At 71.4% G+C, this 15242-nt stretch carries 12 protein-coding genes; 8 read left to right on the forward strand and 4 right to left on the reverse strand.

Going from position 1 to position 15242, the window contains the following annotated elements; translation table 11 throughout:
• Genes ACIF80_RS21455 through ACIF80_RS21470 form a run of 4 tightly spaced genes read left to right on the forward strand, consistent with a single transcriptional unit; the run spans window position 1 to window position 5134 of the window.
• On the forward strand, window positions 1-435 hold the full coding sequence (locus tag ACIF80_RS21455) for a roadblock/LC7 domain-containing protein (RefSeq protein ID WP_399806820.1): 435 nt from the start codon (window positions 1-3) through the stop codon (window positions 433-435).
• A gap of 9 nt (window positions 436-444) precedes the next feature.
• Window positions 445-840: a DUF742 domain-containing protein gene (locus ACIF80_RS21460; RefSeq protein ID WP_399806823.1), complete on the forward strand. Its 396-nt coding sequence runs from the start codon at window positions 445-447 to the stop codon at window positions 838-840.
• 24 nt (window positions 841-864) lie between these two features.
• A complete protein-coding gene (locus ACIF80_RS21465; protein ID WP_399806826.1) occupies window positions 865-4548 on the forward strand; it encodes a hydantoinase B/oxoprolinase family protein in 3684 nt (1227 codons plus the stop codon).
• A complete protein-coding gene (locus tag ACIF80_RS21470; RefSeq protein ID WP_399806828.1) occupies window positions 4529-5134 on the forward strand; it encodes a GTP-binding protein in 606 nt (201 codons plus the stop codon). Before ACIF80_RS21465 ends, ACIF80_RS21470 begins: the two co-directional genes overlap by 20 nt.
• Here ACIF80_RS21470 and ACIF80_RS21475 read toward each other — a convergent pair.
• A complete protein-coding gene (locus ACIF80_RS21475; RefSeq protein ID WP_399806830.1) occupies window positions 5124-5381 on the reverse strand; it encodes a hypothetical protein in 258 nt (85 codons plus the stop codon). The genes ACIF80_RS21470 and ACIF80_RS21475 overlap by 11 nt on opposite strands.
• A gap of 118 nt (window positions 5382-5499) precedes the next feature.
• Between ACIF80_RS21475 and ACIF80_RS21480 the strand changes: the two genes are divergently transcribed.
• On the forward strand, window positions 5500-6318 hold the full coding sequence (locus tag ACIF80_RS21480) for a M15 family metallopeptidase (protein ID WP_399806832.1): 819 nt from the start codon (window positions 5500-5502) through the stop codon (window positions 6316-6318).
• Between the two features lie 46 nt (window positions 6319-6364).
• Window positions 6365-6901, forward strand: a complete 537-nt coding sequence (locus ACIF80_RS21485) for an NUDIX domain-containing protein (RefSeq protein WP_399806835.1) — start codon at window positions 6365-6367, stop codon at window positions 6899-6901.
• Window positions 6902-6963: 62 nt separating this feature from the next.
• On the opposite strand, the gene ACIF80_RS21490 is transcribed toward ACIF80_RS21485, so the two are convergent.
• A complete protein-coding gene (locus ACIF80_RS21490) occupies window positions 6964-9324 on the reverse strand; it encodes a glycoside hydrolase family 31 protein (RefSeq protein ID WP_399806838.1) in 2361 nt (786 codons plus the stop codon).
• 212 nt (window positions 9325-9536) lie between these two features.
• On the opposite strand from ACIF80_RS21490, the gene ACIF80_RS21495 reads away from it, so the two are divergent.
• Window positions 9537-11504 carry an acetoacetate--CoA ligase gene (locus ACIF80_RS21495; RefSeq protein WP_399806839.1) on the forward strand — a complete coding sequence of 656 codons (1968 nt, stop codon included), beginning with the start codon at window positions 9537-9539 and terminating at the stop codon, window positions 11502-11504.
• Between the two features lie 100 nt (window positions 11505-11604).
• Window positions 11605-12492, forward strand: coding sequence for a hypothetical protein (locus ACIF80_RS21500; protein ID WP_399806841.1), 888 nt, complete (start codon window positions 11605-11607; stop codon window positions 12490-12492).
• Between the two features lie 138 nt (window positions 12493-12630).
• Here ACIF80_RS21500 and ptsP read toward each other — a convergent pair whose 3' ends face one another.
• Window positions 12631-14301: a phosphoenolpyruvate--protein phosphotransferase gene (gene ptsP / locus ACIF80_RS21505; protein ID WP_399806843.1), complete on the reverse strand. Its 1671-nt coding sequence runs from the start codon at window positions 14299-14301 to the stop codon at window positions 12631-12633.
• Window positions 14302-14379: 78 nt separating this feature from the next.
• Window positions 14380-14829, reverse strand: a complete 450-nt coding sequence (locus ACIF80_RS21510; RefSeq protein WP_399806846.1) for a PTS glucose transporter subunit IIA — start codon at window positions 14827-14829, stop codon at window positions 14380-14382.
• Window positions 14830-15242 lie beyond the last annotated feature (413 nt).

The following is a 15242-nucleotide window of genomic DNA, read 5'->3' on the forward strand; positions in this document are numbered from 1 at the left end:
ATGACCGCACCGCACACGACCGGCCACGCCGACGACGGCAAGGGGGAGCTCAACTGGCTCCTCGACGACCTGGTGGCGCGCGTCGCCAGTATCCGAAAGGCCGTCGTACTCTCCGGCGACGGCCTCGCCACGGGTGCCTCCCGGGAGCTGACCCGCGAGGACAGCGAGCATCTGGCTGCCGTCGCCTCCGGGTTCCACAGCCTCGCCAAGGGGGTGGGCCGTCACTTCGAGGCGGGCAGTGTCCGCCAGACCATCGTCGAACTCGACGAGGCGTTCCTGTTCGTCACGGCCGCCGGGGACGGCAGCTGCCTCGCCGTTCTCGCCGACGTCGACTCGGATGTCGGGCAGGTCGCCTACGAGATGACCCTCCTCGTGAAGCGGGTGGGTCCGCATCTGGGAACCGAACCGCGTACCGATCTGCCCCCGGGCGGGTAGTGGGATGACATGAGTGCTGACGGCGAGGGAAGAAGCCACTGGTTCGACGACGAGGCCGGACCGGTCGTCCGGCCGTATGCCATGACGCGGGGCCGCACTTCGAGTGCGGCCCAGCACCGCCTCGACCTGATCGCGGTGGTCGTCACCGAGCCCGGCGCGGACGATCCGGAGACCGACCCCACACTCTCCCCGGAACACGTGGACATCGTCGAGCTGTGCCGGGACACTCCGCAGACGGTCGCCGAACTCGCGGCGGAACTCGACCTTCCGATCGGAGTGGTGCGCGTCCTGGTCGGCGACCTCGTCGACCTCGAATCCGTCCACGTGAACCGGCCCGTTCCCCCTGCGGAACTGCCGGACGAGAGTATTCTGCGCGACGTGATCAACGGCCTCCGGGCACTGTGAGCGGCGCGGAAGCGGGGTACTGACGTGACAGGCTGGCAGTTCTGGGTCGACCGAGGCGGCACCTTCACCGACATCGTCGCCCGTCGCCCCGACGGACGACTCCTCACACGCAAACTGCTGTCGGACAACCCGGCCCTCGACCGGCCCGGCCGTCCTCCCGGTGGGGCGGAACCCGCCGCCGACGCGGCGGTCGCGGGTGTCCGCGACCTGCTGGCCGGCTCCCGTGATCCCGTCGAGTCCGTACGCATGGGAACCACGGTCGCCACCAACGCCCTCCTGGAGCGCACCGGCGAACGCACCCTCCTGGTCGTCACCCGCGGCTTCCGCGACGCCCTGCGCATCGCCTACCAGAACCGCCCCGCCATCTTCGCCCGCCGTATCGAACTGCCCGAGCTGCTGTACGAACGGGTCGTCGAAGTGGACGAACGCGTCGCCGCCGACGGCACCGTCCTGTGCGCCCCCGACCTGGACGCCCTCGACGGGCCGCTGCGCCGGGCTCATGACGACGGCATCCGGGCCGTCGCCGTGGTCTGCATGCACAGCCACCTCCACCCCGCCCACGAACAGGCGGTCGGGGAACTCGCCGCCCGCATCGGCTTCCCGCAGATCTCGCTGTCCAGCGAGGTCAGCCCGCTGATGCGGCTCGTTCCGCGCGGCGACACGGCCGTCGTCGACGCCTACCTCTCGCCCGTGCTGCGCCGCTACGTCCGGCAGGTGGCCGACGCACTCGACGGCGTACGGCTGATGTTCATGCAGTCCAACGGCGGCCTCGCCGAAGCCGCGCAGTTCCGTGGCAAGGACGCCGTCCTGTCCGGGCCGGCCGGCGGCATCGTCGGGATGGCCCGGATGTCGCAGCTCGCCGGCTTCGACCAGGTCATCGGGTTCGACATGGGCGGCACCTCCACCGACGTGTCCCACTTCGCGGGGGACTACGAACGCGTCTTCACCACACAGATCTCCGGCGTACGGCTGCGCGCGCCCATGCTGGACATCCACACCGTCGCCGCCGGCGGCGGCTCGGTCCTCCACTTCGACGGCTCCCGCTACCGCGTGGGACCGGACTCGGCCGGTGCCGCCCCGGGCCCCGCCTGCTACCGGGCCGGCGGCCCGCTCACGGTCACCGACGCCAACGTCATGCTCGGACGCATCCAGCCCGCCCACTTCCCGGCGGTGTTCGGCCCGGACGGCGACCAGCCCCTCGACGTCGGCCTCGTCCGCGACCGTTTCGCCGGCCTCGCGCGCGAGATCCGCGAACAGACCGGCGACGACCGCACCCCGGAGCAGGTCGCCGAGGGCTACCTGCGGATCGCCGTCGCCAACATCGCCGCCGCGGTGAAGCGGATCTCCGTCCAGAAGGGCCACGACGTCACCCGCTACGCCCTCACCACCTTCGGCGGTGCGGGCGGACAGCACGCGTGCAGGGTCGCCGACTCCCTCGGTATCCGCACCGTTCTCGTGCCGCCCATGGCGGGGGTCCTCTCCGCACTCGGTATGGGCCTCGCCGACACCACGGCCATGCGGGAACGCTCCGCCGAAGTGCCCCTGGAGCCCGCCGGGATGCCCGGCGTCCACCGGATCGCCGACGACCTGGAAGCGGCGGCCCGCGCCGAACTCCTCGCCGAGGACGTCCCCGAGGACCGGATCGAGGTCACCCGCAGGGCCCAGCTCCGCTACGACGGCACCGACACCACCCTCACCGTCGAACTGACCGACCCCACCGCCATGCGCCGCGCCTTCGAAGAACGTCACCGCGCCACGTACTCCTTCACGCTCGACCGCCCGGTCGTCGTCGAAGCCCTCTCCGTCGAAGCCACCGGCATCACCGAACCCCCCGATCTCTCCGCCCTCGCCCCGTACGAAGGCCGCCCGGCCGCCCCGCGTCCCGTCCGCCTCCACACCGGCGGCACCTGGCGCGACGTCCCCCTCCACCGCCGCGAGGACCTTCCCCCCGGCGGGACGGTCACGGGACCGGCGATCATCGCCGAGGCCGGCTCCACGACCGTCGTCGACGAAGGCTGGCGGGCCGCTCCGAACGACGACGGGCATGTGGTCATGGAACGCGTCGCGGTTACGCAGAGTTCCGATCCCGGCACGGAATCCGACCCGGAGGCCGACCCGGTTCTGCTCGAGGTCTTCAACAACCTCTTCATGTCCATCGCCGAACAGATGGGCGCCCGCCTCGAGTCCACCGCCCAGTCCGTGAACATCAAGGAGCGCCTGGACTTCTCCTGCGCCCTCTTCGACCCGGACGGAAACCTGGTGGCCAACGCCCCTCACATCCCCGTCCACCTGGGCTCGATGGGCATCGGCGTCAAGGAGGTCATCCGGCGGCGCGGCTCCACCATGCGCCCGGGGGACGCCTACGCAGTGAACGACCCCTACCACGGCGGCACCCATCTCCCCGACGTCACCGTGATCACCCCGGTCTTCGGCACCGGGTCCGCCGACACCACACAGGGTGACCGAAGTGTTCTCTTCTACGTCGCCTCACGCGGCCACCACGCCGAGATCGGCGGCATCGCCCCGGGTTCCATGCCCGCCGACAGCCGCGCCATCGACGAGGAAGGCGTCCTCTTCGACAACTGGCTGCTCACCGAGAACGGACGGTTCCGCGAGGAGGAGACCCACCGCCTCCTAACCGACGCGCGGTACCCCTCCCGCAACCCGCAGACCAACCTCGCCGACCTGCGTGCCCAGATCGCCGCCAACCAGAAGGGCGTCGACGAGGTAGGCCGGATGATCGAGAACTTCGGCCTCGACGTGGTCCAGGCCTACATGCGGCACGTCCAGGACAATGCCGAGGAAGCGGTGCGCCGCGTCATCGACGCCCTCGACGACGGCGAGTACGCCTACGAGACCGACTCCGGAGCCGTCATCCGCGTGCGCGTACGCGTGGACCGCGCGGACCGCTCCGCCACCATCGACTTCACGGGCACCGCAACGCAGTTGCCCACCAACTTCAACGCTCCCTTCTCGGTCGTCAACGCGGCCGTCCTGTACGTCTTCCGCACCCTGGTGGCCGACGACATCCCGCTCAACGACGGCTGTCTGCGGCCCCTGCGGATCATCGTGCCGCCCGGCTCCATGCTGGCGCCCCAGCCGCCGGCCGCCGTCGTCGCGGGCAACGTGGAGACCTCCCAGAGCATCACCGGCGCCCTCTACGCGGCGCTCGGTGTCCAGGCCGAGGGCTCCGGCACCATGAACAACGTCACCTTCGGCAACGCCCGCCATCAGTACTACGAGACCGTCGCCTCCGGCTCGGGCGCGGGAGAGGGCTTTCCCGGCGCGTCCGTCGTACAGACCCACATGACCAACTCGCGCCTCACCGACCCCGAGGTCCTGGAGTGGCGTCTGCCCGTCCGCATCGACGAGTTCACCGTACGCGCGGGCAGCGGCGGAGCGGGCCGGTGGCGCGGCGGGGACGGCGCGGTCCGCCGCATCCGCTTCCTGGAACCCATGACCGTCTCCACGCTGTCCCAGCACCGCAGGATCCCCCCGTACGGCATGGCGGGCGGCGCGCCCGGCGCGCCCGGCGCCAACCGGATCGACCGCGCGGACGGCACCGTCACCGCGCTGGACGGCAGCGACTCGGCGGACGTCCGCCCCGGCGACGTACTGGTCATCGAGACCCCCGGCGGTGGCGGCTACGGTCCACCGCCCGACCCTCACCGAGCAGGAGAAAAGTACGATGATCTTCGGGCGTTCTGAGCGCGGCAAGCCCCCGGTCGAGCCCGTCACGCTCAAGATCCTGGTGGCCGGCGGCTTCGGCGTGGGCAAGACCACGCTCGTCGGCGCGGTCAGCGAGATCAGGCCGCTGCGCACCGAGGAACTGCTCACCGAGGCGGGGCGCCCGGTCGACGACCTCAGCGGGGTGGAGGCCAAGAACACCACCACGGTGGCCATGGACTTCGGCCGCATCACGCTCCGCGAAGACCTGGTGCTGTACCTCTTCGGCACACCCGGCCAGGAGCGGTTCTGGTTCATGTGGGACGAGCTCGCCGAGGGGGCCCTCGGCGCCGTCGTCCTCGCCGACACCCGGCGGCTGGAGGACTGCTTCGCGGCCATCGACTACTTCGAGCGGCGCTCCATACCGTTCCTCGTCGGCGTCAACTGCTTCGAGGGAGCCGCACGGTACCCGGCCGACGACATCCGCCGGGCCCTCGACCTCGACCCGGACGTACCGCTCCTGATGGGCGACGCCCGGGACCGGGAGTCGGTCAAGACGATCCTGATCGGTGTCGTCCAGCACGCCATGGCACAGGCGGCGCAGCGCCGGCAGGCCGTCACCACCTGAACCCGAGGCGGTCCGGCCGGACCTCCTCCCGCGGCGCCGGCGCCCTCCCGGCCCCGGTCGCCTCCGTCGGTTCGAACTGCCAGGTCGTCCGGGTCGCCCGGGTCGTCCAGGTCGTCCAGGTCGTCCCCCCACCCTCGCGGAGCACACCGGCGACGGCCTCCGCCTCCATGCCCACCGCCGGCTCGGCGACGGTGACCCCAAGGGCCGCCCGGCCCGGCACCACCATCCGCGCGGCGGGCGACTCCACCGCGATCAACGTGCACGGCTCCCGCATTCCTGACGAGTTGTCAGAAGTGTGCCACGGGTGAGCGGACAAGGGCAGGGTGCTTCCCCGTCGGCCCCGTCTCCTGATAGATGCAGGAGACATGACACAACTCTCCGCCGCGGTACGCACTCTGATCACCGCACTCGCCGCCCTGACGGCGACGACCGCCGCGACCGCCCCCGCAGCACCCGCCCCGGCGACGCCGGAGCCCAGGGCCCCGAAGGACTTCGTGGCGCTGAGCCGCGTGGATCCGACGATCATCCAGGAGATCCGCTACTTCACCCCGCACAACTTCGTGGGCGAGCGCATCGACGGCTACCGGGAACCGCTGTGCATCCTCACCCGCCCCGCGGCCCGCGCCCTCCACGAGGCCCAGCGGAAGCTGCTGCCCCGCGGCTACTCCCTCAAGGTGTACGACTGCTACCGGCCCCAACGCGCCGTGGACCACTTCGTACGCTGGGCCAAGGACCCCGACGACCAGACGATGAAGGCCGAGTTCTACCCGAACGTCGACAAGTCCCGGCTGTTCGCCGACGGTTACATCGCCGAGAAGTCCGGCCACAGCCGCGGCTCGACCGTGGACCTCACCGTCGTACGGCTCCCCGCCGCACCGACCCGCCCGTACCGCCCCGGAGAACCCCTCACACCCTGCTTCGCGGACCAAGGCGAGCGCTTCCCCGACAACTCCGCCGACATGGGAACCGGTTACGACTGCTTCGACACCCTCAGCCACACCCTCGACCCCCGCATACAGGGCGAACAGCGGGCCAACCGATCGCTCCTCAAAAACACCCTGGAGGACCTCGGCTTCGTGAACCTGGCCGAGGAATGGTGGCACTACACCTTCAAGCCGGAGGCCCATCCGGACACCTACTTCGACTTCCCGGTGTCCCGGAGATCGCTCGCCGGCCACCGCTGAGCGACCCCCCGCAGACGCCCCCGCCCTGATCGGTTACAGTCCGCGCGTGCCCAGAACCCAAACCCCCGGCCCCGATCCCGTGCCGGGCTCCCACTGCTCGAGCTGCGGCACGCCCTTCGGCGAGGGCGTCTCCGGCTGGCCCCGCACCTGCCCGGCATGCGGCACCGCCGCCTATCGCAACCCGCTGCCGGTCGCGGTCGCCCTCCAGCCCGTGTACGACCCGAAGGGCACCGCCCTGGTCGTCATCACCCGGACCATCGCCCCCGCACGCGGAGGCACGGCCCTGCCCGGCGGTTACATCGACGACCGGGAGGACTGGCGCCAGGCCGTCGTCCGCGAACTCCAGGAGGAGACCGGCATCGTCGCGGCGAGCCGGGACGTACGCCTCGCCGAGGCCATGAGCTCGCCCGACGGACACCTGCTGCTGTTCGGCCTGCTTCCGGAACGTCCCGCCGAAGGGCTGCCGCCGTCGGACGCCACGGACGAGACGGAGGGCTGGCACCTGCTGCGCCGCGCGGAGGAACTTGCTTTCCCGCTGCACACACTTGCCGTGCGGGCCTGGTTCGAGGGCCGGTACATCTGACCCCACGGACCGGCCCGGCCGGCCGCAGGGGCACGGACGGGCCGGGCACCCACCCGCCCCGCTCAGTTCGGCCCGAGCCCGCGGACACGCACCGGGTGGGGCAGACCGCCGGTGCCGTGCTCGCCCTCCCGCCCGACGACGATCCGGGACCCCGACCACTGGGCGGTGTATTGCTCGATGGCCGGCTCCTCCCAGCCGTCGCCGGCGTCCGTGACGACCGTCCCGCCGCCGACCCGCCCCCTGACGGGCGCCCACACCTCCAGTTCCAGTCCGCCGTCCTCCCCGTGCACGGGAATGACGGCGCCCGCGCGGGCGAACACCGGAATGCGGTCCAGGGGCGCGTCGACCACTATCCGGGCAGGCCCGTCGAACGCCCGGCCCGTCGCCGTCTCGTACCAGCGCCCGCCGGGCAGCCGCACCGTACGCCGTTCCGCGCCCGCCACCAGCACCGGCGCCACCAGCAGGCTGTCGCCCAGAAGGAAGGCGTCCTCACAGTCGCGCAGCGCACGCTCCTCCGGCGCCGCCCACCACAGCGGCCGCACACAGGGAGCACCGGTCCGCCGGGCCAGATGCGCCAGAGTCACGAGGTACGGTCGCAGCCGCCGACGCTCGACGAGAGCCGCGCGCGCGTGCGCCAGCACCTCGGCACCGAACTCCCACGGCTCCCTGTGACCCGCCCCCGCGCGGGTGCGGAGCAGCGGCAGATGGGCGCCCAGCTGGAGCCACCGCAGATACAACTCGGGAGACGGATTCCCGCCGGTGCCGCCGACGTCCGGCCCCGCGTACGGGACACCGCACAGCCCGAGCCCCAGCACCAGGGCCAGCGACGCCCGCAGTCCGGGCCAGCCCGTGGCCACTTCCCCCGGCAAGGTCCCGCCGTAGCGCTGCATGCCGGCCCACCCCGAGCGTGAGAACAGGAACGGCCGCTCCTCGGGCAGCAGCGCCCGCAGCCCCTCGTGGGCCGCCCTGGCCATGCACAACGCGTACACGTTGTGCGCCTCACGATGATCGCCCTCCCGCCCGTCCAGGGCGTGACGGGCCGAGCGGGGGAGTGTCGGCTCCCCGAACGCGGTGAACGACGTCGGCTCGTTCATGTCGTGCCAGAAGCCCGCGAACCCCTGCCCCAGCCGCTCCGTGTACAGGCTGCCCCACCAGGCGCGCACGCGCGGGTGCGTGAAGTCGGGGAAGACCACGTCCCCGGACCAGGACACACCCTGGACGACATCTCCTGAGGCGTCCCGTACGAACGCGTCCCGGGCCGCCCCCGCGTCGTACACGGCGTGGCCGTCCCCGGCAGGGACCGCCGGACCGACGACCGAGACCAGCCGGATCCCGTCCCGCCGCAGCCCGTCGGCGAGAGCCGGTAGCCCGGGGAACCGTTCCTGGTCCACGGTGAACTCCTGACGGGCGTCGTGATGGCCGCTGCCGAGGTGGACGGCGTCGAGCGGCAGCCCGTGCCGCTGATGGCCGGCGACGACCCGCCGCACCTCCTGCTCACCGCCGTCGCCCCACCGCACGTGGTGATGACCGAGGGCCCACGCGGGCGGCAGCGCGGGAGCGCCGGTCAGTGACGCCCAGGCGAGCAGCACCCGCGCGGGAGTCCCCACCATCACCCAGCAGCGCAGCGGGCCCCCGTCCATCCGCAGCTCGCTGGTCCCCGTCCGGTCGTGCCCGGAGCCGGCGCCCTCCACGCCTTCCCGCAGCGTGACGGTGCCGTCCCACGAACAGTCGTGGAACGCGAGATGGGTGCCCGCGTCGGCCACCACCAGCTGCACCGGCATCGTGAGGGGAAGCGGGCCGCCGCCGGGCTCGGAACCGCGACCGGGACCCGTGTTCCACAGCCGGTAGGTGCCGTCCCGCAGCCTCGGCCCCGAGGCCCGTCCCCCGAGCCCGAAGAACCGGGCGTCGGCACGCACCTCGGACCGCTGCATCCAGCGCGCCGGACCTCCCGCCACCGGCTCCCACCACCGCGGCGGCAGCTCCCGACGCAGCACCACACCCCCCGGAGTGAGCACCTCCACCGCGCCGTGCCACGAGACGGCGACCGTCACCCGCTCGGCGACCACCCGCCAGCCGCCGTTGGTGTCCGGCTCCAGCACCGCCCGCGGATCCGGGTCGGGACAGCGCCCGGCCAGGGCGTACGACGGTTCCGGAGCCGCCCCGTCCCAGCCCCAGAAGACGGCCCCGTTCACGGCGACGCGGATCCGCAGCTCGGAACGGCCGAACCGGACGACACCGCCCCCGGGCCCGGGTTCCACCTCCCGTACCGGCCCGGGAGTCCGCGCGCGCTCCGCCCCGCGCGGTGGCAGCCCGGTGGCATCGGCCCGCCGCCTGCGCCACGCTGCTCGTACGGTGCGCACACCCTGAGCCGCCCCCACCGAGCCGACCGATCTCACCGAACGCACCAGGTCACGACCGTCCATGGTGCTCACCCTGCCACTGCCCGCACCTCGCACGAGTGTCGTTCAACTGCCGTTCACCCATGATCGGACCACATCTTCACGACCGGGACCATGTGGGCCGCGCCCTGGTACGGAAGACGATCACGTGGCATCGTCCCTGTCAGCCGCGTCACGCGCACACCCCAGCCCGTGCGCGCAGGACGCACACGACGCGCACAGTCCGGGAGCCGCCCATGTCGACCGTGAACCCCCAGCCGCTCTGGCAGCCAGATCCGGAACGCATCGCCCGTGCCCGGATCACCACGTTCCACGCGTGGGCGGCCGAGCGCCACGGCGCCCCCGCCGAGGGCGGCTACGCGGAACTGCACCGCTGGTCCGTGGACGAGCCGGAAACCTTCTGGAAGGCCGTCACGGAGTGGTTCGACGTCCGTTTCTCGACCCCCTACACGCGCGTGCTGGGCGACCGTTCGATGCCCGGCGCCCAGTGGTTCCCTGGTGCCACCCTCAACTACGCCGAACACGCCCTGCGCGCCGCCACGACCCGCGCGGACGAGCCGGCGCTCCTGCACGTCGACGAGACCCACGACCCGAGGCCCGTCACCTGGGCCGAGCTGCGCCGCCAGGTCGGCTCCCTGGCAGCCGAACTGCGCGCCCTCGGCGTACGCCCCGGCGACCGCGTCAGCGGCTACCTGCCCAACATCCCGCAGGCCGTCGTCGCCCTCCTGGCCACCGCGGCAGTGGGCGGCGTGTGGACCTCCTGCGCGCCCGACTTCGGCGCCCGCAGTGTGCTCGACCGTTTCCAGCAGGTCGAACCGGTCGTCCTGTTCACCGTCGACGGCTACCGCTACGGCGGCAAGGAGCACGACCGCCGCGACGTCGTCGCCGAACTGCGCCGTGAACTGCCCACCCTGCGCGCCGTCGTGCACATCCCCCTGCTCGGCACCGACGCCCCGGACGGGACACTCGACTGGCAGGCCCTCACCTCCGCGGACACCGAACCGGTCTTCGAGCAGGTGCCCTTCGAACACCCCCTGTGGGTGCTCTACTCCTCCGGCACCACCGGACTGCCGAAGGCGATCGTCCAGTCCCAGGGCGGCATCCTGGTCGAACACCTCAAGCAGCTCGGACTCCACTGCGACCTGGGCCCGGAGGACCGCTTCTTCTGGTACACGTCGACCGGCTGGATGATGTGGAACTTCCTCGTCTCCGGCCTGCTCACCGGAACGACGGTCGTCCTGTACGACGGCAGTCCCGGCTACCCGGACACAGGCGCCCAGTGGCGGATCGCCGAACGCACCGGCGCCACCCTCTACGGCACCTCCGCCGCATACGTCATGGCCTGCCGCAAGGCGGACGTGCACCCCTCGCGCGACTTCGACCTCTCGGCGGTGCAGTGCGTCGCCACCACCGGCTCCCCCCTGCCGCCCGACGGCTTCCGCTGGCTGCACGACGAGGTGCGCGACGACCTGTGGATCGCCTCCGTCAGCGGCGGCACGGACGTGTGCTCCTGCTTCGCCGGCGCCGTGCCCACCCTCCCCGTCCACGTCGGCGAGCTGCAGGCACCCTGCCTCGGCACGGACCTGCAGTCCTGGGACCCGAGCGGCAGGCCCTTGACCGACGAGGTCGGCGAGCTCGTGGTCACCAATCCCATGCCGTCCATGCCGATCCACTTCTGGAACGACCCCGACGGCAGCCGCTACCACGACAGCTACTTCGACACCTATCCCGGCGTCTGGCGGCACGGCGACTGGATCACCCTCACCTCCCGGGGTTCCGTCGTCATCCACGGCCGCTCCGACTCCACGCTCAACCGCCAAGGCGTCCGCATGGGGTCGGCGGACATCTACGAGGCCGTCGAGCGCCTTCCCGAGATCAGGGAATCCCTCGTCATCGGCATCGAACAGCCCGACGGCGGCTACTGGATGCCCCTGTTCGTCCACCTGACGCCGGGCGCCGTGCTCGACGAGGGACTGAGGGGCCGCATCCAGCGGACCATCCGGGAGGAACTGTCCCCACGCCACGTCCCCGACGAGATCATTGAGGTGCCCGGCGTCCCGCACACCCTGACCGGCAAACGCATCGAGGTCCCGGTCAAACGCCTTCTCCAGGGCACACCGCTGGAGAAGGCGGTCAACGTCGGCTCCGTCGACGATCTGGACCTGCTCACGTTCTACGAGGACCTGGCCCGCAAACGCGCCTGACCCCGCCCTGCCCGCCCGGTCCACAGCAGCCGACCCGGACGCCACTGTCAGTACCCCCGGTTACTGTGAGTGAGCCTTGATCGACTGTGCAGGGGGAGACATGACGTACACCGACCACCGGACCATGCGACGCGTCCTGCGCCGCGAGATCGCGGGCACCATCGGGCTGCTGACCGACGAGCACGACTTCCGCGCCATGCGGGACTACCGAAGCTTCGTCTTCGACGACCACGGCACCTACCTCGAACACGTGGAGGCCGTCCTCAGGACACGTGCCCTGCAGGGCAGCCACACCACACTGGCCCTCTTCGACCCCGAGGAGTACGCGGAGTTCTGCGCACAACGCGGCCTCGACCCGGACAGCCACACCAGCCGCACCCGCTTCACGGCCGAACTCGCGGCCACCGGAGCCACCGTCCCCTACGAGGGGCAGCCCCTGACCGACCTCCTGCCCGCCCTCGTCGACGAGGGCGTCCGCCACGCGACCTGGGAGTACGCGACCATGCTCCTCGCCCGTCTCGGCGCCTGCCCCTCGTGCGGCGAGGACCTGGGCCGCGAGGCCTTCGCCCGAGCCTCCCGGCTGCTCGTCCGCATCCTCGACACGGCGGGCCCCGGGAGCCGGCACCTCGTCTGCAGCGTCTCCGGACCCCCCGAGACCCTGGTCGCCGTCCTCCACGCCGACGACAACGGCGGACGCCTGGAACTGGACGACACCGAGATCCTCGAATTCACCACGGTGCTGGCCGTCGGCCTCGCCACCGGCAAGCCGGGCGGGCTCGTCATGCGGACCACCGCCCCGGACACCCCCGACCGCATCCACGGCTGGCGGTTGCGCGCCCATGGCCTCGAGCCCCTCACCGCAGGGGAGGTCTTCGACGCCTACTGCACCGACGTCGAATCGGGAGAGCCCATCCCGCCCGAGTCCAACGTCGACTACTGCGAGCCGCCCGACCTCGGGAAGGACCCGAACCCGACCCACCACCACTGAACCCCGGACGGAAGGGGGACGCAGAACGGAGACGGAAACGGGGAGCGGCAACCAAGAAGGGGCGCCCCTCGAGCGGAGCGCCCCTCCGGGAACAGCGGCGGCGGCCGTCAGCCCACCTGCCGTGTCCTGCCTGCCCTGCTACTCGCCCGACAGCACCGCCTGAGCGGCCCTGCGGGCCTCCGCGGCACTGTCCGTCGCACGGGCCGCCGCCGCGGCCCGCTCGCACTGCGCCAGGGTGAACTTCGCCAGCGCCGCCCGCACATAGGGGATGGACGCCGCACCCATGGAGAGGGAGGTGACACCCAGACCGGTCAGCACCGAAGCGAGCAACGGGTCGGACGCGGCCTCACCGCAGACACCACAGCTCTTGCCCTCGGCCTTCGCGGCCTCCGCCGACAGCGCCACCAGGTCGAGCAGCGCGGGCTGCCACGGATCCTGCAGCCGGGACACCGCACCCACCTGACGGTCCGCGGCGAACGTGTACTGCGCGAGGTCGTTCGTCCCCAGCGACAGGAACTCCACCTCCTGCAGGATCGAGCGCGCCCGCAGCGCGGCCGACGGAATCTCGACCATCGCACCGAACTTCGCGTGCAGACCCGCCTCGCGGCACGCGTCGGCGAAGGCCTTGGCATCGGCCCGGTCCGCCACCATCGGGGCCATCACCTCAAGGTGGACGGACAGCCCTTCCGAGGCCTTGACCAGCGCCGACAGTTGGGTACGCAGCACCTCCGGGTGGTCGAGCAGAGACCGGAGACCGCGCACGCCCAGTGCCGGGTTCGGCTCGTCCGCCGGGGTGAGGAAGTCCAGCGGCTTGTCCGCACCCGCGTCCAGCACCCGCACGACCACACGGCCCTCGGGGAACGCCTCGAGCACCTGGCGGTAGGCCGCGACCTGCTTCTCCTCGGAGGGAGCGTTCTTGCTGTCGTCGAGGAAGAGGAACTCGGTACGGAAGAGACCGACACCCTCCGCGCCCGCTTCGACCGCGGCCGGCACATCCGCCGGGCCGCCGATGTTCGCCAGCAACGGCACCGTGTGACCGTCGGCGGTCGCGCCGGGCCCGGTCGACGCGCTCAGCGCCGCCCGGCGCTCGGCCGCCGCGGCCTCGAGCTGTCCCTTCTTCTCCTCGCTCGGGTTCACGAAGATCTCACCGGTGCTGCCGTCGACGGCGATCAGTGTCCCTTCGGCGAGCTCACCGGCACCGGGCAGGGCCACCACGGCCGGCACACCGAGCGCCCGAGCCAGGATCGCGCTGTGACTGGTGGGTCCCCCTTCCTCGGTCACGAAACCGAGCACCAGGGTCGGGTCCAGCAGCGCCGTGTCCGCGGGTGCGAGATCACGGGCCACGAGGACGTAGGGCTCGTCGCTGTCCGGGACACCCGGCATCGGAACCCCGAGCAGCCGGGCGACGATGCGGTTCCGCACGTCGTCGAGGTCGGCCACGCGGCCCGCCAGATACTCACCGGCAGCGGCCAGCAGCTCGCGGTACGCGGCGAACGCGTCGTACACCGCACGCTCGGCGGTGCTGCCTTCGACGATGCGACGTTCCACGTCCGTCATCAGCTCGGGGTCCTGGGCCATCATGGCCTGGGCCTCGAGTACCGCCTGGGCTTCGCCGCCCGCCAGATTGCCGCGCGCCATCAGATCGGCCGCCACCGCCTCCACGGCCTTGCGGGCGCGCCCCTGTTCACGCTCCGCCTCCTCGGCCGGGATCTGCCTGGCCGGCGGCTCGAGGACCGCCGTTCCCATGTGCCGAACCTCGCCGATCGCCACACCATGGCTCACACCGACGCCTCGCAGCGTTGTCTCCATCTCACCTGTCTCCGGTAGTGCGGCGGTGTCCGCCGCTGTATGGGTTGCCCTGCTCGCCGTCGGGGGACGGCACCGGCGTCACTTCCAGAGGAAGAGGGAGTCGCCGGCCTTGACCTCGCCGTCGTCGCGCAGTTCGGAGAGTGCCTCCACCGTGGCGTCCAAGGCCACGACCGGGCACACCGGGGACTTGCCGGAGGCCTCGACTGCGACAGGGTCCCAGCGCACGACACCCTGACCGCGGGTCACGGTGTCGCCCTTGTTGACGAGCAGTTCGAAGCCGTCACCATTGAGCTGCACGGTGTCGATGCCGAGATGGGTGAGTACGCCGTGACCGCTCTCGTCGACCACGACGAACGCGTGCGGGTGCAGAGAAACGACGACACCGTCGATGGGAGAGACAGCCGTGGAGGGCTCCCGCATGGGGTCGATCGCCATACCCGGGCCGACCATGGCCCCGGAGAAGACGGGATCGGGCACGGAGTCGAGTCCGATCGCCCGTCCTGCGAGCGGGGATGTCACGGTGGTCATGGGAAGCCTCCCAGGGGCGGAGATCGGTAAAGGCCCGTCACTGTCGGTCTCGGACGGCGCACTGTGATGCAGCGTATGTCATAGGTAGTACCGGTTCCGTACGAGAGGACCGGTTGGAGGTCTAGACCACTTCTCTTATTGATTTGCACCTGCTCCGCGGCCCCCTGTACAGTCGGGCACCTGCCTGGGGCAGGACGGCGCGATCTCGCGTCCCTACCCCGCAGCAAATCCAACTTGTCAGATCCTATCCCGGGGTCAACTCCTGCGTGCTCGCAGGACGGTGGTCAGGGAGCAGGGAAAACACTGATAGAGTCGGAGACGCAGGACCGAAGGGAAGCGCCCGGAGGAAAGCCCGCGAGGGCGAGTACGAAGGAAGCGTCCGTTCCTTGAGAACTCAACAGCGTGCCAAAAAT

Source organism: Streptomyces sp. NPDC085927 (genome assembly GCF_044540975.1).
Taxonomy (GTDB): Bacteria; Actinomycetota; Actinomycetes; order Streptomycetales; family Streptomycetaceae; genus Streptomyces; species Streptomyces hirsutus.

Bases quoted from the DNA above. Each gene is read 5' to 3' on its own strand.
- ACIF80_RS21470 (WP_399806828.1), top strand. From the start codon at position 4,529: ATGATCTTCGGGCGTTCTGAGCGCGGCAAGCCCCCGGTCGAGCCCGTC.
- ACIF80_RS21455 (WP_399806820.1), top strand. From the start codon at position 1: ATGACCGCACCGCACACGACCGGCCACGCCGACGACGGCAAGGGGGAG.
- ACIF80_RS21500 (WP_399806841.1), top strand. From the start codon at position 11,605: ATGACGTACACCGACCACCGGACCATGCGACGCGTCCTGCGCCGCGAG.
- ACIF80_RS21490 (WP_399806838.1), bottom strand. From the start codon at position 9,324: ATGGACGGTCGTGACCTGGTGCGTTCGGTGAGATCGGTCGGCTCGGTG.
- ACIF80_RS21510 (WP_399806846.1), bottom strand. From the start codon at position 14,829: ATGACCACCGTGACATCCCCGCTCGCAGGACGGGCGATCGGACTCGAC.
- ACIF80_RS21495 (WP_399806839.1), top strand. From the start codon at position 9,537: ATGTCGACCGTGAACCCCCAGCCGCTCTGGCAGCCAGATCCGGAACGC.
- ACIF80_RS21480 (WP_399806832.1), top strand. From the start codon at position 5,500: ATGACACAACTCTCCGCCGCGGTACGCACTCTGATCACCGCACTCGCC.
- ACIF80_RS21460 (WP_399806823.1), top strand. From the start codon at position 445: ATGAGTGCTGACGGCGAGGGAAGAAGCCACTGGTTCGACGACGAGGCC.
- ptsP (WP_399806843.1), bottom strand. From the start codon at position 14,301: ATGGAGACAACGCTGCGAGGCGTCGGTGTGAGCCATGGTGTGGCGATC.